The organism is Streptomyces sp. NPDC087440, from assembly GCF_044744005.1.
Classification (GTDB): Bacteria; Actinomycetota; Actinomycetes; order Streptomycetales; family Streptomycetaceae; genus Streptomyces.
Map to the genome: position 1 here is coordinate 568,636 of NZ_JBIUXN010000001.1, position 18,899 is coordinate 587,534.

21 protein-coding genes and 1 pseudogene are annotated in these 18,899 nt (G+C 72.5%); 15 read left to right on the forward strand and 7 right to left on the reverse strand.

The window, feature by feature from the left end; all coding sequences use genetic code 11:
• Positions 1-197: 197 nt before the first annotated feature.
• Positions 198-347: pseudogene (locus ACIO3O_RS02455) on the reverse strand (IS3 family transposase); the annotation flags it as partial.
• Between ACIO3O_RS02455 and ACIO3O_RS02460 the strand changes: the two are divergent.
• From ACIO3O_RS02460 to ACIO3O_RS02490, 7 genes are all read left to right on the forward strand, one after another.
• Positions 347-577 carry a hypothetical protein gene (locus ACIO3O_RS02460; RefSeq protein ID WP_401740926.1) on the forward strand — a complete coding sequence of 77 codons (231 nt, stop codon included), beginning with the start codon at positions 347-349 and terminating at the stop codon, positions 575-577. The pseudogene ACIO3O_RS02455 and the gene ACIO3O_RS02460 sit on opposite strands and share 1 nt — an antisense overlap.
• Before the next feature lie 44 nt (positions 578-621).
• Entirely contained in the window at positions 622-936 is a 315-nt protein-coding gene (locus tag ACIO3O_RS02465) for a hypothetical protein (RefSeq protein WP_401740928.1), read from the forward strand.
• Positions 924-1,133, forward strand: coding sequence for a hypothetical protein (locus ACIO3O_RS02470; protein WP_401740931.1), 210 nt, complete (start codon positions 924-926; stop codon positions 1,131-1,133). Before ACIO3O_RS02465 ends, ACIO3O_RS02470 begins: the two co-directional genes overlap by 13 nt.
• A complete protein-coding gene (locus tag ACIO3O_RS02475) occupies positions 1,133-1,618 on the forward strand; it encodes a hypothetical protein (RefSeq protein WP_401740934.1) in 486 nt (161 codons plus the stop codon). Before ACIO3O_RS02470 ends, ACIO3O_RS02475 begins: the two co-directional genes overlap by 1 nt.
• 489 nt (positions 1,619-2,107) lie before the next feature.
• On the forward strand, positions 2,108-2,365 hold the full coding sequence (locus ACIO3O_RS02480; RefSeq protein ID WP_401740937.1) for a hypothetical protein: 258 nt from the start codon (positions 2,108-2,110) through the stop codon (positions 2,363-2,365).
• Positions 2,362-2,604 carry a hypothetical protein gene (locus tag ACIO3O_RS02485; protein ID WP_401740939.1) on the forward strand — a complete coding sequence of 81 codons (243 nt, stop codon included), beginning with the start codon at positions 2,362-2,364 and terminating at the stop codon, positions 2,602-2,604. The genes ACIO3O_RS02480 and ACIO3O_RS02485 overlap by 4 nt, the downstream gene beginning before the upstream one ends.
• Entirely contained in the window at positions 2,601-2,858 is a 258-nt protein-coding gene (locus ACIO3O_RS02490) for a hypothetical protein (protein ID WP_401740941.1), read from the forward strand. Before ACIO3O_RS02485 ends, ACIO3O_RS02490 begins: the two co-directional genes overlap by 4 nt.
• A 507-nt stretch (positions 2,859-3,365) precedes the next feature.
• Here ACIO3O_RS02490 and ACIO3O_RS02495 read toward each other — a convergent pair.
• Entirely contained in the window at positions 3,366-3,488 is a 123-nt protein-coding gene (locus ACIO3O_RS02495; protein ID WP_401740944.1) for a hypothetical protein, read from the reverse strand.
• Positions 3,485-3,952 carry a DUF2000 family protein gene (locus ACIO3O_RS02500; protein ID WP_401740946.1) on the reverse strand — a complete coding sequence of 156 codons (468 nt, stop codon included), beginning with the start codon at positions 3,950-3,952 and terminating at the stop codon, positions 3,485-3,487. The genes ACIO3O_RS02495 and ACIO3O_RS02500 overlap by 4 nt, the downstream gene beginning before the upstream one ends.
• Between ACIO3O_RS02500 and ACIO3O_RS02505 the strand changes: the two genes are divergently transcribed.
• From ACIO3O_RS02505 to ACIO3O_RS02515, 3 genes are all read left to right on the forward strand, one after another.
• Entirely contained in the window at positions 3,951-4,850 is a 900-nt protein-coding gene (locus ACIO3O_RS02505; protein ID WP_401740949.1) for an AraC family transcriptional regulator, read from the forward strand. The two genes, ACIO3O_RS02500 and ACIO3O_RS02505, sit on opposite strands and share 2 nt — an antisense overlap.
• On the forward strand, positions 4,837-4,965 hold the full coding sequence (locus ACIO3O_RS02510; protein ID WP_401740952.1) for a hypothetical protein: 129 nt from the start codon (positions 4,837-4,839) through the stop codon (positions 4,963-4,965). The genes ACIO3O_RS02505 and ACIO3O_RS02510 overlap by 14 nt, the downstream gene beginning before the upstream one ends.
• A 279-nt stretch (positions 4,966-5,244) precedes the next feature.
• Positions 5,245-6,366 (forward strand): FAD-dependent oxidoreductase, encoded by a 1,122-nt coding sequence (locus ACIO3O_RS02515; RefSeq protein WP_401740954.1) that lies wholly within the window; start codon positions 5,245-5,247, stop codon positions 6,364-6,366.
• 213 nt (positions 6,367-6,579) lie between these two features.
• On the opposite strand, the gene ACIO3O_RS02520 is transcribed toward ACIO3O_RS02515, so the two are convergent.
• The gene (locus tag ACIO3O_RS02520; RefSeq protein ID WP_401740957.1) at positions 6,580-7,482 is read right to left on the reverse strand and encodes an NAD(P)-dependent oxidoreductase; all 903 of its coding nucleotides are present in this window, start codon (positions 7,480-7,482) and stop codon (positions 6,580-6,582) included.
• A gap of 138 nt (positions 7,483-7,620) precedes the next feature.
• On the opposite strand from ACIO3O_RS02520, the gene ACIO3O_RS02525 reads away from it, so the two are divergent.
• Positions 7,621-8,622, forward strand: a complete 1,002-nt coding sequence (locus tag ACIO3O_RS02525) for a GlxA family transcriptional regulator (RefSeq protein WP_401740960.1) — start codon at positions 7,621-7,623, stop codon at positions 8,620-8,622.
• Positions 8,623-8,643: 21 nt separating this feature from the next.
• On the opposite strand, the gene ACIO3O_RS02530 is transcribed toward ACIO3O_RS02525, so the two are convergent.
• On the reverse strand, positions 8,644-13,434 hold the full coding sequence (locus tag ACIO3O_RS02530) for a hypothetical protein (RefSeq protein WP_401740963.1): 4,791 nt from the start codon (positions 13,432-13,434) through the stop codon (positions 8,644-8,646).
• A 49-nt stretch (positions 13,435-13,483) separates the two neighbouring features.
• Entirely contained in the window at positions 13,484-14,068 is a 585-nt protein-coding gene (locus tag ACIO3O_RS02535; protein WP_401740965.1) for an HPP family protein, read from the reverse strand.
• Positions 14,069-14,201: 133 nt separating this feature from the next.
• Here ACIO3O_RS02535 and ACIO3O_RS02540 point away from each other — a divergent pair, with 133 nt between their 5' ends.
• From ACIO3O_RS02540 to ACIO3O_RS02555, 4 genes are all read left to right on the forward strand, one after another.
• Positions 14,202-14,879, forward strand: coding sequence for a CGNR zinc finger domain-containing protein (locus tag ACIO3O_RS02540; RefSeq protein ID WP_401740968.1), 678 nt, complete (start codon positions 14,202-14,204; stop codon positions 14,877-14,879).
• 52 nt (positions 14,880-14,931) lie between these two features.
• Positions 14,932-15,795 (forward strand): helix-turn-helix transcriptional regulator, encoded by an 864-nt coding sequence (locus ACIO3O_RS02545; protein WP_401740970.1) that lies wholly within the window; start codon positions 14,932-14,934, stop codon positions 15,793-15,795.
• A gap of 70 nt (positions 15,796-15,865) precedes the next feature.
• Positions 15,866-16,627, forward strand: coding sequence for an SDR family NAD(P)-dependent oxidoreductase (locus ACIO3O_RS02550; protein ID WP_401740972.1), 762 nt, complete (start codon positions 15,866-15,868; stop codon positions 16,625-16,627).
• A 47-nt stretch (positions 16,628-16,674) separates the two neighbouring features.
• A complete protein-coding gene (locus tag ACIO3O_RS02555; protein ID WP_401740974.1) occupies positions 16,675-18,285 on the forward strand; it encodes an MFS transporter in 1,611 nt (536 codons plus the stop codon).
• On the opposite strand, the gene ACIO3O_RS02560 is transcribed toward ACIO3O_RS02555, so the two are convergent.
• Positions 18,257-18,787, reverse strand: coding sequence for an NUDIX hydrolase (locus ACIO3O_RS02560; protein ID WP_401741852.1), 531 nt, complete (start codon positions 18,785-18,787; stop codon positions 18,257-18,259). The genes ACIO3O_RS02555 and ACIO3O_RS02560 overlap by 29 nt on opposite strands.
• Between the last annotated feature and the right edge of the window lie 112 nt (positions 18,788-18,899).

Below are 18,899 nucleotides of genomic sequence, written 5' to 3' on the forward strand. Positions count from 1 at the left end.
CCACAGGGCCCTCAAGGTCACCACGTGAAGATCAGGCGCTGGCGCGAGAAGAAGGCTCAGGGGCGCTCCATCGAGAGGAAGCAGCGTCGCCCCGGGCGGGCGATCGAGGCATCCAGCTCACCCCGGTCCGCCACCATCGCACCCCACAGAAACCGCCATCCGCTTGCCGGGCCTTGACCCTGACTCCTGAACACGGGTTATGCGGCTGGTGCCAGCGTAGTTGGTGTGAGGTGGAGGGCGTTTTCGAAGGCGATCGGTGATCGTTGTCCGAGGCGGGAGTGGCGGCGTCGGGTGTTGTAACGGTGGAGCCATCGGAAAGCGTCGCGGCGTTCCATCAGCTCAACCCATGGATTCTGGCGAAGCTGGGGCGCTGACCGCCGACTGCGTCGACAAGGGGCTGAGGCGGGTGGGCATCCGGATGCTGTTCAAAGTGCTGCGCCGGCAGTACGGACGGGCCACCTCCGGCGACCCGTGGCGGCTGAACAACGACGACCGGTCGAGGTACGTGCGCCTACTGCTGGAGTTGCACCCGGAGTGGTCCGTCCTGTTCGAGACGCGGGGTCTCCGATCCGCCTGAAACAGGCCGCAACATTTCTACTCGTTAGACCTCTTGTGGAGATCATGTCTGCTGTTCCCAAGCTCCGTACCCGTAAGCCCACCGGCGTTGTGCCGTGGCCGAAGATCCTCCTCGAAGGCGAGGAGAAGGCAGGCAAGTCCTTCACCGCCGCCGAGTTCACCGGCTCGAAGCACACCGGCCAGGCGTACTGGCTGGAGCTCGGCGAAGACACTGCCGACGAGTACGCCGCCGTCCACGGTGCCGACTACCGGCTGATCGTCCACAACGGCACCTACCGCGACATCCTCGGCCAGGTGGAAGCCGTCCATGCGGAGGCCAAGCGGTCGCAGCTGCCGGGGAGCCCCCGGTGGTGTTGGTGATCGACTCGGTGTCGCTGCTGTGGCGGATGCTCGTGAACTGGACCAACGGGCGTGCCCGCCGCTCCAACTCGGGCCAGTCCAAGCTGAACCGGGACCCGGACGCCGAGATCAAGCCGTCGATGAACTTGTGGAACGACGCCACAGAGCGGTGGAACCGGGTGATGTACCTGGTGCGGACGATGTCGGGATCCTGGTGATGCTGGCCCGGGGCAAGGAGATCGCGGCCGTCGACGGGAACGGGGAGGGAACGGGGACCCGGATCCCGAAGACGAAGGACTGGCGGGTCGAGGGGCAGAAGTCGTTGGCGTTCGACGCGACCGCGTGGGTGCGGCTGCGCAGGGATAAGGATCCGCAGATCGTCGCTGCTCGGTCGCTGAAGTTCCGGGTCCCCCGCGAGGGGGAGCCGATGGAGGTCGCCGACTTCACAGTGGAGCGACTGGTGTTCGGGCTGATGGGCTGCACCTCCCATGTGCAGCCGGAGGCGGCGCCGAAGCTGACCGGGGACTTGGCGGAGGCGTGGCTGCCGAAGGTCGATGAGGCCGCGAAGTCCGGGGTGGACGGCCTGAAGAAGCTGTGGTTCGAGGTCGAGGCGGAAGTCCTCGCCACCCGCCGCAAGAGGAGCGAGCACACCGACAACGAAGCCGACCACCAGGCGCAGGCGTCGGCCGACGCCGCCGCCTGACCCTCAACTACCTGGTGGGGGCCCCGCATGTGAAGCCAGGCCGCCCCGCACACCACCCACGGAGAACAACGCCATGCGCCAGCCCACCCGCACCGACGTCCTGAACGTCCTCACCACCCACGACCGGCCGATGCAGCGGTACGACATCGCCCTGCGCACCCTGTGGGCCATCGGCTACGACCCGCAGACCTAACGCCATATCCGTGACATCAACACCCCCGACGTCGTTGCCGCGACCCGCCTCATCGACACCATGCGCAGCGACGGCACCCTTGTCCTCCAGACCACCCGCACCTGGGCCAGCCTCCTGGGAAGCCAGCACTTCCGCACCAACTCCCGGCACCACCGCATCGGCTACCACTGGTACGCCACCGCGCAGCAGTTCGTCCGATGGGGAGGACAGGCCAAGGAGACGCGGGCCCGCATCGACGCCATCCGCGCGCGCCTGAAAGCCGCAGCCTGCCCACCCTGTTCGCCGACACCTGCACCTTGGACGTACGCGGCGACGAAGTGGACGGCTCCAGCCCGCGGGCCGTCCGCACGCATCACAGCATCGTCACCGCCGAAGGTCTCGTCGTCGCGGAAGTCGACTGCAACCACGACCCCGAGGAGTGCGACTCCCAGGAACAGGCCGAAAACGACCGCAGACTCGCCGCCGCCACAGCCGCCCTGCTCACCGAGGCCGCCGCCGACCTGTCGTTCCTCCTCGGTCTCCTCGACAACCAGGCCGCGGCAGGTGCGAAGTGACCAGCGAAAGCCACGGCACAGGAACCTGGCTCCGCCCGGAATTCATCGGCCGCGAGGACGAACTGATCCACTTCACCGCGGCGGCGAAGCTGGTCGGTGTCGTCCGCGCCACCGTCTCGAACTGGGCAGCCCGCCACCCCGACGACTTCCCGAAGGTGGCGTTGCTGACCGGTGCCCGCCTGAAACCGGTGAAGTACGTGCCCGGCAGGAGTTCCTGGACTTCGCCGCCCAGCAGATGAAGCCCCGCACCCCGGGCCCGCGCAAAGGCCAGCCGCAGGCAGAACGGCGCCCGAGCGCCGAGATCCGGGCGGAGCAGATCGAGTATCACCAGCGGCAGGTGGAGCGGCTGGCCAAGCTCAGGAGGGTGCAGCGTCTCGCCCGTACGACGAAGGCGCTGAAGGAATCCAGGGCGAAGCTGGAGGCGGCGAGGTCGGGGCTTGCCGCCGAGGTGGAGGCAGTGCGGTCGGCTGTGGAGCGGGGGCTGCACGACTGACCTGGTGAGAGGGGTCGGGAGGGTTGCCCCACCCACGAACTCGACCGCACCCGCCACACCCTCTGGACCGGCACCTACCCCGGCCAAACAGAGTGCGAGGAGTACGGCTTCTACTGGCGCACCGGCCCCAACGGGTACGAACAGTGCAACGCCGACGACCCCGGCGCCGACCACGACTTCAACCGCCTCTACAGCGAGTGCACCTGGGACATAGCCACGCAGCGGATGGTCCTCCCCTCCTGAACGACACAGGTCTTGCCCCAGGAACACCCCAAGACCTCCTGCCACCTACGCCAGCTCATACGAGCCGCTTAGGTGCTGCGTAGGTGTCGCGAGAACGAACTGATTGCGGCACCCACCAGATCGCACTCTCGGCACGACCTGCACGTCTACCACCCAGAACCCGACGCCCCCGGTTCATCCTCCGGGAGGACGCACGGGGGACACGGGGGACAGGCGGGGGACAGAAGGGCGCAGCCAGTTCGGGCAGAATGAGGAAGGCGGCGGCTATCCAAACCCCTCGTCCAGCCGCCGCCACTGCCCGAAGAGCCGCTGAGCTGCGGTTTCATAGAAATAATCCACGTTGGAAAAGCCCGCCCCGCACAGCTCCGTTGCCCCGATTTCGGTCACGGGTGCATCCTCGCCCCCTTCAGCACCTTGTCCACCGCGTTCTTCGGGCCATACACCGCGAGGCCGACCAGGTCGAGGCCGGCCCGGCCCACGGCTCGGACGGCGGCGCGGTTGTCGCGGTCGTTGCCCGTGCGGAAGAGGTCCGAGGTGAAGACGGAGACCGGCAGCTCCCGTGACAGGGCCTTGGTGTGCGCAGCCGTCAGGTTCTCCTTCGTACCTTCGAAGACCAGTACCGGCTGGCGGAACATCGGCAGGTACGAGGTGTCGTCGGCGTCCGTGTAGGGCTCGCCGATCACCTCGGGGGCGATCGTGCCCAGGCCGCTGACCAGGAAGGCGGTCACGTTCAGCCGCTGCCAGGTCTCCAGGTCCTCGCGCAGCAGGATCGCGATCTTGGTGTCGAAGCGGACGGGGGCGGGGGCGGGGGTGGCGGTGTCGTCGGCAGGGGTGGCGGTGTCGTTTCTCATGGGTCGAGACTCGCTCGTCGGGCGGCGGCCCGTCTTGTACGTTCCTAGCGTGAGCCCCGCAGTCCCCCGGCGTGCGACACCGCCGGAAGTATCCGCCTGGCAGCCCGCGGTGCCGGGTGTCGTGGAGGTGTTCCACGCGCACTTCACCGAGCACGCGTACCCGATGCACGTGCACGACGTCTGGACGGTGCTCATCGTCGACGACGGGGCGGTGCGGTACGACCTGGACCGCTTCGAGCGGGGCACCCCCGGCGACACCGTGAGCCTGCTCCCGCCCCACGTCCCGCACAACGGCTCGCCCGCCACCGCGCACGGCTTCCGCAAGCGCGTCCTGTACCTGGACTCGACGCAGCTCGGCGATGACCTGATCGGCGCGGCGGTGGACGACCCGGATGTCGCGGACCCCCAACTACGCACTCGCGTGGGGCAGTTGCACGCGGCCCTGGCCCACCCCGGCGACTCCTTCGAGGCGGAGAGCCGACTGGCGCTGATCCGCGAGCGACTCCACTTCCACCTGCGCCCCCGCCTTCTCCTCCCCGGCCCCGTCCCCGGCCTCCGGGTCGCCCGGGACCTCCGCGACCTGCTCGACGCCCGCCTGCACGAGGGCGTCACCCTGGAGGAGGCCGCCGGGCTGGTGCACGCCCACCCCACCCATCTCGTACGGGCCTTCAGCAGCGCGTACGGGATCGCCCCGCACCAGTACCTGATGTCCCGCCGCGTCGATCACGCCCGCCGGATGCTGCTCGCCGGGCGGCCCGCGGGCGAGGTGGCGACGGCGGTCGGCTTCTACGACCAGTCGCACCTGACCCGGCACTTCAAGAAGGTCGTGGGCACCACCCCGGGCCGCTACGCGAAGGGCCCGGACACCGGTGGAGAGGCCGCCCGTGCGCAATCCTGAGCGGATCCGGGAGGAGGCCGGGCTGTCCGAGCGCCGGCTCGCGGGGGTGGCGCTGAATCCGGCCGCCCCGGACGACGTACTGCTGCGGCTGCTCGCGGACGGCGCGCCCGCCTGACGCATGGCGCCGTGCCGGGACCGGGCCCTGCCGGACGCGGCCGTCGTGCACATGATGACCAGGTACGACGACGAGTTCCTCGGGGGCCACTTCTACCGGCAGGTCTCCGCCGGACTGTGCCGCGCTGCCGGCCGAACCCGACGAGACGGTCCGCAAGCGGGCGGCGGCGCACGCGCGCCGAAGCGGCCGTGCGCTACCGGGTGTTGGCGGCACAAGACCGGTGGCGGGAGGAGCCCCGCCGCACCCCCAAAAGCCCGCCGGAGCGTAGGTTGGACGGTCATGAGCCCTCGTATCGCCGTGATCGGCGGCGGCCCCGGCGGACTGGCCTTCGCCCGCGTCCTGCACCGGCACGGTCTCCCCGTCACCGTCCTCGAACGCGACCCCTCCCGCGACGCCCGCCCACCGGGCGGCACCCTCGACCTGCACAAGGGCATGGGCCAACTGGCCCTGGAGAAGGCGGGACTGCTCTCCGCGTTCCAGGAACTGTCCCGCCCCGAGGGTCAGGCCATGCGCATCCTGGCCCCGGGCGGCGCGGTCCTGCGCGACTGGCAGCCGGACCCGGACGAACAGGCCAATCCGGAGATCGACCGCGGCCGGCTGCGCGACCTGCTGCTCGGGCCGCTGGAGGTCCGGTGGGGCCGTACGGTGGCCGAGGTGGTCCCGGGTGACCCCGACGGCACGCTGGTCCGCTTCGCGGACGGCAAGCAGGAGACGTACGACCTGGTCGTCGGCGCGGACGGCGCCTGGTCCCGTACCCGGGCGGCGGTCTCGCCCGTGGTCCCGCAGTACACGGGCGTCAGCCTGATCGAGACCTCCCTCGACGACGTCGACACGCGCCACCCGGACCTCGCCCGGCTGGTGGGGGACGGTTCGGTGGCGGTGTACGGGGTGAACCGCTCGGTGGTGGCCCAGCGCAACAGCGGGGGCCATGTGAAGGTGTACGCGCAGTTCCGCGCGCCGATGGACGGGCTGACCGGACTGGACCCGGCCGACACCGATGCCGTACGGGCCCACTTCCTGGCCCTGTTCGACGGCTGGGCCGCGCCCGTCCTCGACCTCTTCCTGCGCGGCGCCGCCTACGTCCCGCGCGCCCTGCACACCATGCCCGTGTCCCACACATGGACCCACGTCCCCGGGGTGACGCTGCTGGGTGACGCCGCGCACCTGATGCCGCCACTGGGGGCGGGGGCGAACCTCGCGCTGCTGGAGGGCGCCGAACTGGCCGAGGCGATCGCCGCCGCGCCCGACGCGCTGGACGAGGTCGTCCGTACCTTCGAAACCCACATGTGGCACCGGGCCGAACGCTGGGCCGGCTTCACCATCACGGGTCTCTCCCGCCTGGTGAGCCCGGACCCGTCCCAGGCCCTGGCGGTCTTCGACGCGGTCCAGCAGGAGCAGTAACAGTCGCGGGTGCGGGGAAAGGGTGCGCCCCCGCCGCCGTGGAGAGGCAGCGAGGGGTGCACCCCGTGCAGGAAGGGTCAGTGGGGCTGGGGTTCCCGGGACTCCGACGGGATCGACACCTCGACCGTCCGTCCGGACCTCCCCCGCAGCCCCGTCACCGCCACCCCCGCCGCGACGATCGCCGCGATCAGCGGTACGAGAAGAGCCGCGGGGTCACGAAGCGCCGCCCGGCTTCCGCAGGGCCTCGATCACGCTCGCGTAGCTGTCCTGGCCGTGGCCCTGCGCCTTGGCGCGCAGCATCGATGCCTTCAGGAGCTCGGGCAGGGCGTTGTCGACGCCACGGGCCTCCGCGGCGTGCAGCAGGTGGTCGATGGTGGTGATCTGTACGTCGACGGTGGCGTCGTCGCCCGGGTAGTCACCGGCGTCGATCTGGGCGGCGTAGGTGTCCATGAACACGCTGACCGTCTTCAGCCAGCGCAGCGCGACCTCGGTGTAGGCCTTGGCCTCGATCTTCTCCGCGCCGACCAGGGCGGTGCCGTGCAGCCAGCCGTTGAAGGTGGCCCACATGAGGCCGAGGAGCGCGGAGTCGTAGAGGGAGGCGAGGCCGGGGTCGTCGCCGAGGTGGATCGGGTCGCCGAGGGCTTCCAGGGTGGGGCGGTGGGTGGCGAAGACGGCGGGCGAGCCGCTGTAGAGGAACATCACCTCGCGGGTGCCGACGCCGGGCGGGGTGGTCATGATGCCGCCGTCGAGGTAGTCGACGCCGTGCTTCTCGGCCCAGGCGGCGGCCTCGTGGCCCTGCTCGGGGGAGCCGGAGGTGAGGTTGACGAGGGTCTTGCCCGCGAGGGAGGCGGCGAAGGGGTCCAGTACGCCGAACAGCGCTTCGTAGTCCAGTACGCAGGCGATGATCAGCTGGTTGGAGGCGGAGGCCTCCTGCGGGGTCGCGGCGAGGCGGGCGCCCCGGGCGACGAGCGGCTGGGCCTTGTCGGGGGTGCGGTTCCAGACGGTGACCTCGTGGCCTCGGTCGAGAAGGGCGGCGGCGAGGGCGGAGCCCATGTTGCCGAGACCGAGGACGGTCACTGCCTGCTTGCCATGTGCTGACGCGTCGTCAAAAGACATTCCATTGCTCCGTGTTCGGCCGCTTTCGCGGCGTTCGATCTCGTGCATCAAAGATCGCAGGGCACGGGGAACGACAACAGTGGCAGCGGTGACGCCCACCACCAAATTCCTGCCACCTCGTCGTCTAGGCTGCACGGCATGAGTCCTGGTTCCGTGGCCGTCGTCGTACCGGAAGACATCGGGGTCCCCTCGTGGGACCTGTACGAACTGAGCATCCCGCTCACCGTGTTCGGGCAGCCGCCGCCCGACCTGACCATGCCCTGGTACGACGTGAAGCTGTGCCGGGCGGAGGCCGGCCCCCGCAGCACCGCCGGGTCCGAGTACGGGCTGTCGCTGCGCACCCCGTACGGGCTGGACGACCTGGTCGGCGCGGACACGGTGATCGTGACCTCGGTGCCCGACCCCGTGATCGAGGAGGGTGCGCCGATGGATCCGGCGCTGATCGACGCCCTGCGCCGGGCCCATGCGGCGGGCGCGCGGATGATGTCGCTGTGCACGGGGGCGTTCGCGCTCGCCGAGGCGGGCCTGCTCGACGGGCGGCGCGCCACCTCGCACTGGGTGCACAGCGCCGAGCTCGCCGCCCGCTATCCGAAGGTGGAGGTCGACGACTCGGTGCTGTACGTGGACGACGGCGACGTCCTCACCAGCGCGGGCGTGACGGCGGGGCTCGACCTGTGTCTGCACCTGGTCCGCCGGGACCTGGGCGCGCATGTCGCGAACCAGCTGGCCCGGCTGATGGTGGTGCCCGCCCATCGGCCGGGCGGGCAGGCGCAGTTCATCGACCTGTCGGTGCCGGACGACGACTGCGGGAGCCTGAACCCCGTCCTGGACTGGGCCCGCGCCCACCTGGACGAGCCCCTGACCGTCGAGGACCTGGCCCGGCGGGCGGCGGTGAGCCCGCGCACCCTGCACCGCAGACTTCAGGCGGCCACCGGCACGACGCCGTTGCAGTGGCTCCTCAACCAGCGGCTGGGCCGGGCGCAGAGCCTCCTGGAGTCGACGGACCTGCCGGTCGAGAAGGTGGCGGAGCTCAGCGGCCTGGGCACGGCCAACAACCTCCGCCACCACTTCCTCAAGCAGGTCGGGGTGTCCCCCAGCGACTACCGCCGGGCCTTCCCGCGCACCCTTGCCGGGGCATGAGGACCGCAGGGGTGCGGTTCGCTACCCGATGCGCTGCCGGAGGCTCGTCACCTCCCTCTCCCACGCCTCGGTGAACATCTCGTGCAGCGTTGCCACCGGCAGCACCCGCAGGTAGGGGGCCAGGACCTGGTCCCGCCACAGCGGGCGCACCGCGTACGCGGTCAGCTTGGCGGTCTCCAGCGGCAGGTGCGGCGCCTTGAGCTCGGTCCACTCCCCCGGCAGGAACAGGGTCCGCCCGGCGCGGGCCCGCTTGGCCTCCAGCACCGCGCCGGTCGCGAGGAGTTCGGCGCGCACCTCCGTGTGCCGCTTGGGTGTCCAGCCGTTCCACCGGCGGACGTCGCGGTCGGTGGGCGCGGGGAGCGCCGCGAGCTGGAGGTAGAGGGCCGCCGCGTCCTCGCCGGTGCCCAGGTGTGCGGCCGCGCGGGCGACGAGGTCGGGGCAGGACTGCCGGGGGTCCGCCTCGTACGCCCCGTCCGGTACGGCTCCGGAGCGCGCCCGGTGCATCATGCGCTCCAGGCCGCCGCCCGGGAGCAGGGGTGCCAGCCGGGCCAGTTCGTCGGTCAGGCCGGTCTGCTCGCCCAGCTTCCGCAGGGCCTCGGGGCCCTCGACCAGCGCGGGCCGCAGGAAGGCGGTGCCTCCGGGGGCGCAGACGACGAGCGGCCCGCTGTCGTACGGAACGACGTCGAACGGTCCCTCCTTCTTGCGTGTGTCCAGCGCCACCGGCAGGCGGGTGGGCCCGAACCGTTCGGCGATCTCCTCGGGGGTGCCGTCGACCTTGCCGAAGCGCAGCTCCACCAGCATTTCCGGCCGGGCGAGTTCGGTGCGCATCCGCTCGTAGAGGTCGTACGCTCCGGCTGCTGCCGGGTCGCCGACGGGGCGGTCCGTCCACGCCCAGGCGAGGGCGGACGCGATCGTCCCGTACGGGATGCCGATCGGGGTGCGGTACGGCAGCGGGGGCCCGGCCTCGGGCACGGCCCTGACGTCCACTCCCGAGCCCCAGGTGCTCGCCGCCAGTTCCCAGCCGACGGCGGGCACGGCCGTGTCTCCGTCGGCCTCGTTGCCTCCGGGCGGCATGATCGGGCCCGGGTGGGCCTCGTAGCCGCCCGCGAGCCGCCGGGCCCAGGCCTCCGAGAGGTCGAGGTCGCTCTCCAGGGCGTCGGCCGTCGCGTCGTCGACGGTGGGGCGGGCCCCGATCCGCTCGCACCAGACCGCCGCCATGCGTTCCACGGCGGTTTCGACGCCGCCGGGCCGCCACAGCTCGGCGGGGTCGTCGGGGAGCGCGGCGGCCAGGAGGGCGCGGCGGCCGTGCGCGCCGAGGCGGGTGCGGAGGCGTTCGTACGTTTCGACGGTCTTCGGGGTCGCCTTGTACGGGGCCTTGCGGGCCTGGGCGCGGTCAGCCTCGGGGTCGGGGTCGCTGACGAGTCCGGCGATGACGAGGCGGGCCAACGCCCTGCGTACGCCGGTCAGTTCGGCGAAGCGGGCGGCCGCCGACTCGGGGAGCGGGACCGGTCCTTCGGCGTCCACGGCCGTGACGAGCGCGCGGAGGCGGGATGCGTCGTCCCGTTCCATGCGCACGAGCCGGGCTTCGGGCAGGGGTTCCGGTGTGGCGGGCAGGGGTTCCGGTGTGGCGTCGGCGGCGGCCGTGACGTACCAGTGCTGTCTTCCTCCGGCGCGCATCCGCGCCGACGCCACCGCCGCGCCCTGGGCGCGCAGGGCGTCCAGGGCCTCGGTGTCGTCCGTGCGGCCGGTCCACCAGCGGCTGCCCTGCCGGGCGAAGGGCTGCTCGGCCCAGGTGTCCAGGAGAGCCAGCAGTGCGGCCCGGGAGGTGTCCGGGGTCGGGGCCACCGCAGCCCGCCAGGCCACCGCGTCGATCGTGCCCAGGAGCTGCGACCAGTCGTGCGGCGGGGCGGGCGGGGAGAGGCGGCGGACCTCCTCCGCGACCGTCCCGGCCAGGCAGGCTCCGTCCGTGGCCAGGGCGGTGAGCGTCGCCGGGAGGGTCGCTTCCGGGCCGGGGCGGTGCGTGGGGCGGGAGCCGTCCGTGACGAGCCCGTGGAGGGCGGGCACCAGGTCGGAGTCGGGGGCCGCCCGGCGCGGTGTGGCGGGCGGGGCCTCGGCGAGGAGGGTGACGCGGCGGTGGAGTTCGCGGCGGCGCGTCTCCACCCGGGCAGCCCGCCGGGCCACGGCGGCGACCGCCTCGACGAGGACCGGGTCGGTCACGGCGGGCAGTTCGCGTCGCACCGCGAGGGGGAGGGAGTCGGGGTCGGTCAGGGCGGCGGTGAACAGGGCGTCCGCCGTCTGCGCGGTGACGGTGCGCAGGTTGCGGGAGGCGGCCGGTTGGCGGGTGCGCAGCAGGTACCAGAAGGCGGGCGGGACGGCCACACCGCCGGACACGGTGGCACGGCGGCTGGAGTTGACCGGACGGGAGTGCTGGGGTGCGGTGTGTCCGTCGAGCTCCCACAGGAGGGTGCCGTCCGCCGCGTAGGCGCGTACTCCCGTACGGGTCTGGGCCTCGGCCAGGACGACGTCCTCGACCGCGCCCTCGGGTGCGGCCCACAGGCCCCAGGGTTCCTGGCCCTGCCGGTCGATGTCGAAGCGGGCGCTGCGGCCGTCGATGCTCTCGACCAGGTAGTGGTCGGGGGCGTGGTGGCGGTGGCGGGTGCGGAAGAGGACGCGGGTGCCGACGAGGCCGTCCTTGAACCCGAGCGGGGAGTCGGTCAACCCTGCGGGCAGCGGGGCGAGTTGGAGGGCTTCCGGGGCGAGGGACAGGTCGGCCTCGGTACCGGGGTCGGGGGCGCGGCCGGGGAAGTCGGGCAGGGGACGTACGCCTTGGCGCTCGCCGGTGACCCGGTGGACGGTCTCCCAGGGTCGGCGGCCGAAGACGGCGTTGGTCCAGACGTGGGCGCCGTCGCCGAGCTGGAGTTCGTCGCGGTCGATGCCGGATTTCTCGCCGGGGCGCAGTACGCGTCGGCCGCCGTGTCGACCGCTGCCGTCGGCGGTCTCGAACTGGAAGCCGTACGCCCCCTTCAGGCTGCCGTCGAACGGGACGAGGCCGCCCGATTCGTCCGGGGTGAAGGGCTCCTCGGGGCGGTCGGCCCACACGGCGGTGTCGCAGTGGTACGGACTGGGTTCGAGGGTCCAGCTGACGAGGAAGGAGCCGCCGACGTAGTGGACGGCGTACATGGTCGCGCCGTCGGGAATCGTGAAGCGGCAGGAGCCGCGCTCCCCGTCGGGGGCGACGGCGATCGCCCGGTCGCGGCCGAAGACGGTCAGCACCGGCCAGGTGGAGGTCACCCCTGCCACGCCCGGCAGGGGGCCGTCCTCGTCGGTCGCCAGTTCGGCGTACGCCGATTCCAGGGCGGGCCAGGCCAGTTCCTCGGGCAGTCCGGCCGTCAGCGAGCGCCGCAGGGCGCCCGCCGTCCCCGCCGCGTCGAGGGCGTCCGTGATGCCGTCGAGGGCCGACACCGTGGGGCGGTCGAGTACGGTCGCCAGCTCGGCGATCGCCTCCTCCGCCCCGGCCATGCCGCCGCCTGCGACGGTGTCGAGCAGCTTGCCGACCCGGGTGGCCACGCCGTGGGCGATGCCCTCGTTGCCGGGCAGCAGGGTCACGGCCGAGCCGGGGCGGCGGCCGTGTGCGGGGTTCCGCTGGGGCAGCAGGCCGGCGTGGACGGTGCCTTCGAGGCGGGGGCCGAACACCGGGTCGGCGGCGAGCGCGGCGAGGTCGCGGCGGGACTTCTCGCCCCAGAAGCGCATCCCGATCTCGGCGCCGGGGTCCACCACCGGCACTCCGGCGGCGAGGCAGGCGTCCAGGACGTCGGCGTCGAAGCCGTGCCAGGAGTGGCGGGTGGTGTGCAGCGTGAGCGGTGTCTCGGCCGCCCGCAGACGGGGGCCCAACCGGCCGACGAGGTCGAGGAGTTCCTCCGGCAGGGGCTGGCGGGCGACCCCGCCGCCGGACTGCGCCGCGTACTGGTACATCCGAACGAAATTGCTCACCCAGTGGGGCAGGCCGCCGTCCGGCACGATCCGTCCGGCCTCCATCGCGGCGGTCGCGCCGGAGGCGATGAGCAGCCGCAGCCAGGGGCCGCCGTCGGTGACCCCGTCGGGAAAGACGTCGAGCAGACCGGTGGCGATCTCGTCCGTCGGCGGATGGGCGGCCAGCAGGGGGCTGGCGGCGGTCAACAGGGCGTCCGGCACGGCTTTGCGACGGGTCACGGCCAGGACCGCGCCGACCGTCCGCGCGGCCGCCGCGTCCCCGTACCCGGCGGGCTTGGCGGCCGCCCGTACCCGGCGCACCAGGTCGGCGGGGAGGTCGGCCCGCGAGCGCGCCCAGGCGAGCAGGAACTCCTCCAGCGCCGTGTACGCCTCGGCCGGGGGCAGGGCTTCAGTGAGGAAGCGCTGGTGGGCGGCCAACTCCTTGGCGGGCACGGCCCCGTGCCGCGCGAACAGCAGCGCGTTGGCGATCCGGTGTCCCGTGGCGACGGGCAGGGCGTGCTGCGTCTCGGCGGCGCGCGCGGCCGCGTAGGCGCGGCCCGCGGCGCGGCGGCCGCTGCTGCCGTTGCCGAACAGGCGGTGTCCGACCGTGTCCCAGAACCACGGCAGGTGCGGCGGGGGCAGCCGCTTGGCGCGCGTGGTCATGGTGTCGACGAACCGGCCCGGTCTGTCCCAGGTCATGGACAGCTCGCCGTACAGACCGTCGACCAGTTCACGCGCGGCCTCGGCCGTGCCGGGGTCGTGGGCGGCGGCCCAGTCGGCGTACGTGGTGGAGACGTGCGCCTTTCCGGCGGGGGGCAGAAGTCCGTCGTACGCATCGGTCATGTTCTGGATCGTCGCACGCACCACTGACAACGCCGCCCGGCCCCTGTGCCTACCACCAGTAGGCGGGGTACTTGTGATCGACCCGGTCCACCTTGCCCACGAGCACCCCGGCCCCGACGATCACAAGCGTGGCCAGCGTCAACAGGCCGACGAAGTGCAGTGGTCGGGGGTCGGTCAGCACCACGATCACTGCGGTGGCGGAGGCGGGCGAGTGCGGGGTGCGCGCCCAGGCCATCGCGCCGATGGTGAGTCCGGCCGCGACGGCCGCCGTCCACAGCGAACTGCCGCCCACGGCGACGGCGGCGAGTCCGAGCGCCGCCGAGATGAGCTGCCCGCCGACGATGCTGCGGGGCTGGGCCAGCGGCAGGGCGGGGGCGGCGAAGACGAGGGCGGCGCTGGCGGCGAGCGGGGGTATGAGCAGGGGTTCGTGCAGGACGACGCCGAGCGCGACGAGCAGGAGCATCACGGCGACCCCGCACACGGTCATGGCCGCGACGGTCGGCAGGGGGGCCCGCGCGGGGGCCTTCCCGGCGAACACGGCGGCGCACCGCTGCCAACGCGTGGGACGACAACCGGTTTCCACCGACGCCTGCACCTGGGGGGTGGCGGGGTTCAGGGTCGTGGCGTCGGGCACGAACGTTCCTTCCGTGGTGTCGCCGGGGCCGGGGGACGATCCGGCGGGCGGGCTGATCAACTCAAGCTAACGGCTCAATATATCGGGGGGCATTAGCTAGAGGCATCCGGCGTCCACCCGGCAAGATGGGCGGATGGGCGCCCGCACCGAACCCCCGCCGCACGACCGGCTCCCCCTGACCGGTGAGCCCCTCCCCCTCGACCTCGTCAACACCACCTTCATCAGGGGTGGAGTACGGGGTCAGCTGCTCGACGCCCTCGGGGAGCCCGGCGACCTGGACCGGTGGCTCGCCCTGCACCGCGGCGGCTTCAGCGACGACCTCGCCCGCTATCTCGCCGACCCGCCGCCCGCCGGGGACGTCCACCTGGCCCGCTTCGTCGAGCTGCGGCACGCGCTGCGCGGGCTGGCAGGGGCCAGGGCCCGTCGACGTACCCCTGGCGTCAGGGACGTACAGGTGGTCAACGCGGCCGTACGACTGGCCTCCCGCTGGTCGGAGCTGGACGCGTTTCCCGCTGCCGACGCGCGTTCCGCTCTGGACGCTCGGTCCGCCTTTGTCGCCGTGCCGCGCTGGCCGGAGCCCGATCCGTTGCTGGTGGCGCTGGGGGAGGTGGCGGCGCAGGGGGTGCGGCTGTTCACAGGCGAGGACGCGGAGAAGATACGGGCCTGCCCGGCGCCGGGCTGCGTCCTGTACTTCCTGAAGGTTCCGGTACGCCGTGAGTGGTGCACGGTGAGCTGCGGAAACCGGGTCCGGGTGGCCCGGCACAGCAGGCGGATGCGGGGGTATGACGGGTCGGCGGGGGCCGGAGGTTGATGCGCTCCCCCTCACGACCGGCACGGTCGAACCGCCTGCTTAGCATGGCCCGATGGATCTCTCCCGGCTTCCCGCAGACGCACGACAGCGACGCCGCTCCGAGATACGCGAGTTCCTGCGCTCGCGGCGGGCCCGGCTCTCGCCCGAGGACCTGGGCATGCCGGGCGGCGGAGGACGGCGCACGCCGGGGCTCCGCCGCGAGGAGGTGGCCGTGCTCGCCGGAGTGGGGGTCTCCTGGTACACATGGCTCGAACAGGGCCGGGAAATCAACGTGTCCGAGGACGTCCTGGACGCCGTCGCCCGCGTCCTGCGGCTGGACATCGCCGAGCGGGAACACCTCTATCTTCTCTCCGGGCTGAACCCGCCCCGCGCCCGTCCGGCGGACCGGGAGGTCTCCCCGGGGCTCCGCCGGGTGATCGACGGCTGGCTGCCCCGCCCCGCGTACATCATCGACCGGCACTGGAACCTGCTCGCCGTCAACCGCGCGGCCCGGCTCGTGTTCGGTTACGACGAGGACGATCACAGCTGCCTGGTGAGCTTCTTCACCCGCGCCCGCTTCCGTACCGCCGTGTGCCACTGGGAGGACGCGGCACGGGAGATCGTCGGCCAGTTCCGTGCGGACGCCGCCCGCTACCCGGACGACCCGGAGTTCGGGCGGCTGGCCTCCGACATGTGCGCGGCGAGCCCCGCCTTCGCCGAGATCTGGGCCGAGCACCCGGTCGGCAGCGCGCCCCAGGGCACCAAGGCGCTGCACCATCCCGAACTGGGCGAGCTGGTCTTCGAGTACGCCACCCTCCCGCTGCCCGAACTGCCGGGCCACCGGCTGCTGCTGTACACACCGGCGCCGGGCACCGGGACGGAGGCGCGGATGGCCGACGTCCTCACCGAGGAAGCGACCACCGGCCGAGGGCGATGAGGGTGGTGGTGACAGACCCAGGTCCGACCGGCTCTGCCGCACGCGCTCGACCCGCTCGACGATCGTGGGCATGAAGCGATTCACCAACAAGACGGTCCTGATCACCGGCGGCACCAGCGGCATCGGCTTCGCCACCGCACGCCGCCTGCTCGACGAGGGCGCGTACGTCGTCGTCACCGGCCGTGACCAGGCCCGCCTGGACGCCACCCTCACCCGCCTCGACGCCGCCCCGGGCCGAGCGCTCGCGGTACGGGCCGACGTGGCCTCCCGGGCCGAACTCGCCGTACTCGTACGGCAGATCGAGACCTGGCGCGGCAGCCTGGACGCCGTCTTCGCCAACGCGGGCGTCGGCGTCTTCAAGCCGAGCGCCGAGCTCACCGAGGAGGACTTCGACCACACCGTGGACGTGAACTTCAAGGGGGTGTTCTTCACCGTGCAGGCCGCCCTGCCGCTGCTGCGGGAGGGCGGTGCGATCGTCGTCAACGCCTCCTGGACCCTGCACCGGGGCCTGCCGGTCGCCTCCGTGTACTCGGCCACCAAGGCCGCCGCGCACAACCTCGCCCGCACCCTGGGCGCCGAACTCGCCCCGCGCGGCATCAGGGTCAACTCCGTGAGCCCGGGCTACATCGACACCGAGATGTACCGGGACGCCAACCCGGACCCCGGCGCCGAGGCCCTCAACTCGGCCGAGGTTCCGCTCGGCAGCCTCGGCCACCCCGATGACGTCGCGGCCGCCGTGGCGTTCCTCGCCTCCGACGACGCCGCGTACGTCACCGGCCAGGACCTCGTGGTGGACGGCGGGCTTCTCGGCTCCGTGCCCGCCGGTCGCTGAGGGGGCGTACGAGAGTGAAGAGCGTACGGACGACTGCGGTTGCCGCCGTGGAGACATCAGCCGACGTCCCCCTCGCGGGCCGTACGGCGCGCAGGCCGAGGCCCGTCGTCGCGCTGGTCGCGGTGCTGCTCGCCATGCTGATCCTGCCGACCTCGGTGACCGGGTCGGGGGTGGCGCTGCCGCACATCGGGCGCGACACGGGCGCGTCGCTCGACGCGCTCAGCTGGGTGGTGCACGGCTACAACCTGACCTTCGCCAGCTTCATGCTCGCCTGCGGCTCGCTGGCCGATCTCTTCGGCAGGCGGCGGATGTTCGCGGCGGGCGGTGTGCTGTTCACGGTGGCGTCTGCGGCGAGTGCGGCAACGAGCGAGATCGTGCTGCTCGATGTGCTGCGCGCGCTGGCTGGCATCGGCGCGGCCGCCCTACTGACCAGCGGAAGCTCGCTGCTGGCCGCGACGTTCACGGGCGCGGCGCGCAGCCGGGTGTTCGCCGCCGTCGGGATCGTGACGGGCGCCGGGCTCGCGCTGGGGGCCATGGCCGCCGGAACGCTCGCGGACGCGCTGAGCTGGCGTGCCTTCTTCGGGCTGCACGCGGCGTTGATGCTGCTCGCTCTGTGCGCCGTGCCGTTCCTCGGCGAATCGCGCGGCGAGGCGACGGCCGCCCGCGTGGACTGGGCGGGTACGGCAACTTTCGTCGGCAGCCTCTTCCTGCTGCTGCTCGGCATGGTCGAGGGGCCGCAGTGGGGATGGGGCAGCGCGGCGGTGCTGGGGCTCTTGGTGGGGGCGGTGGTGCTGATGGGAGTGTTCGTGCGCGTCGAGCGGCGGGCCGCGTACCCGATGCTCGACCTGGAGCTGTTGCGCAACGCGCCGTTCATGGCGCTGTGCCTGATTCCGGTGGTGGTCAGTTTCTCCTTCGTGGTCCTGCTGCCGCTGCTGCCGAACTACCTGCTGGTGGCGAACGGTGCCACGAGTGGGGCGGCGGGCGCGACGATGCTGTGGATGACGCTGCCGATCCTGCTGGCCCCGCTGGTCGCGGGGAGGCTGATCGGGTGGGGGCTGTCCCCCCGGAGCGTGTTCGCGCTCAGTCTGGTGTGCCTGACCGGCGGGGTGGGGTGGCTGGCCGCCGTGCTCGCGCCGGGGGCGGGCGCCGCGGTGCTCGCCGGGCCGCTGATCACCCTCGGGGTGGGGCTCGGGCTCAACTTCGGCCTGGTGGACGGTGCGGTCCTCACCGTGGTGGCACCCGGGGCCACCGGCACGGCGGCGGGCTTCCTCAACACGCTGCGGCTGGGCAGTGAGGCGGTGGTCATCGCGGCGGCCGGATCGGCCCTGATCAACCTGACGGATCATCACCTGGCAGGTGGGCTGGGCCGGTTCCCCGCGTACGCGCAGGGGGCCGGGGACCTGTCCAACAGCGTGAACGCGGGCGACCTGGCGGGGGCGCTCGCCCGGGTGCCCGCCGGGGTGCGGCCGGAGTTCACCGACTTCGTCACGCAGGGGCTGACCGATGCCTGGCGGGTGGTTCTGTGGGCCTGCGCGGGGATCTGTGCGGTGCTGGCTGTGGGCGTGTACGGGATGCTCGGGCGGGCTCGGCGTGCGGTGAAGGGGTCCGGGGGCGGCGTGCGGGAGGGGGCTAGCGCCTCGGTCGGGGGTCACCGCTGACTCTGGGAGCGGGGCGGTCCAGCTGCTCGTACCGCTGGAAGGCCTCCCGGCCGTCGGCGACGAACGGCCACTCGCGCATCGCCCGGCGGAACGCGTCCATGTCCAGCCAGTCGTACCAGTCGACCTCGCCGGGGTCGGGGGTGACGGGCCCCGTCACGAGGGCCTCGTGCACGGCCAGCCAGTACGGGCTGATCGCACCCCGGCAGAGGAAGGAGAACAGGGGCAGGACCCGGGCCCGAACCCCTGCCTCCTCCTCCAACTCTCTCTCCGCAGCGGCCTGATAGCTCTCGCCGGCGTTGACGGCGCCGCCGAGGAGCCAGTTGTACTGGCCGGGGAAGCGGGACACGGTGGGCGGACGGCGGTGCACCAGGATGCGACCTTCGGCGTCCCGGCACACGGTGGTGGCGACGCGGTGCAGCCATCGCTCGCGGATGGCTTGGCTCCGGTCGACGATGCCCAGGACGCGGTCCTGATCGTCGACGCGGTCCACGAATTCGGCCATGGTGGGGGCCTCTCGTCGGTGGGGCATGTGGTTGCGGGTGTGCTGTCCGATGATGGCCGGTGGTTGAGGGGGGCGGGGTGGTGGGTGGCGGGGCCCGTGGACCGGCTCCCTG

Excerpts from the sequence above, each read along its gene's own strand:
- ACIO3O_RS02530 (WP_401740963.1), bottom strand. The coding sequence starts at position 13,434 with ATGACCGATGCGTACGACGGACTTCTGCCCCCCGCCGGAAAGGCGCAC.
- ACIO3O_RS02475 (WP_401740934.1), top strand. The coding sequence starts at position 1,133 with ATGCTGGCCCGGGGCAAGGAGATCGCGGCCGTCGACGGGAACGGGGAG.
- ACIO3O_RS02540 (WP_401740968.1), top strand. The coding sequence starts at position 14,202 with ATGGGCGCCCGCACCGAACCCCCGCCGCACGACCGGCTCCCCCTGACC.
- ACIO3O_RS02520 (WP_401740957.1), bottom strand. The coding sequence starts at position 7,482 with ATGTCTTTTGACGACGCGTCAGCACATGGCAAGCAGGCAGTGACCGTC.
- ACIO3O_RS02500 (WP_401740946.1), bottom strand. The coding sequence starts at position 3,952 with ATGAGAAACGACACCGCCACCCCTGCCGACGACACCGCCACCCCCGCC.
- ACIO3O_RS02550 (WP_401740972.1), top strand. The coding sequence starts at position 15,866 with ATGAAGCGATTCACCAACAAGACGGTCCTGATCACCGGCGGCACCAGC.
- ACIO3O_RS02460 (WP_401740926.1), top strand. The coding sequence starts at position 347 with ATGGATTCTGGCGAAGCTGGGGCGCTGACCGCCGACTGCGTCGACAAG.
- ACIO3O_RS02465 (WP_401740928.1), top strand. The coding sequence starts at position 622 with ATGTCTGCTGTTCCCAAGCTCCGTACCCGTAAGCCCACCGGCGTTGTG.
- ACIO3O_RS02545 (WP_401740970.1), top strand. The coding sequence starts at position 14,932 with ATGGATCTCTCCCGGCTTCCCGCAGACGCACGACAGCGACGCCGCTCC.
- ACIO3O_RS02505 (WP_401740949.1), top strand. The coding sequence starts at position 3,951 with ATGGGTCGAGACTCGCTCGTCGGGCGGCGGCCCGTCTTGTACGTTCCT.
- ACIO3O_RS02515 (WP_401740954.1), top strand. The coding sequence starts at position 5,245 with ATGAGCCCTCGTATCGCCGTGATCGGCGGCGGCCCCGGCGGACTGGCC.
- ACIO3O_RS02560 (WP_401741852.1), bottom strand. The coding sequence starts at position 18,787 with ATGGCCGAATTCGTGGACCGCGTCGACGATCAGGACCGCGTCCTGGGC.
- ACIO3O_RS02525 (WP_401740960.1), top strand. The coding sequence starts at position 7,621 with ATGAGTCCTGGTTCCGTGGCCGTCGTCGTACCGGAAGACATCGGGGTC.
- ACIO3O_RS02490 (WP_401740941.1), top strand. The coding sequence starts at position 2,601 with ATGAAGCCCCGCACCCCGGGCCCGCGCAAAGGCCAGCCGCAGGCAGAA.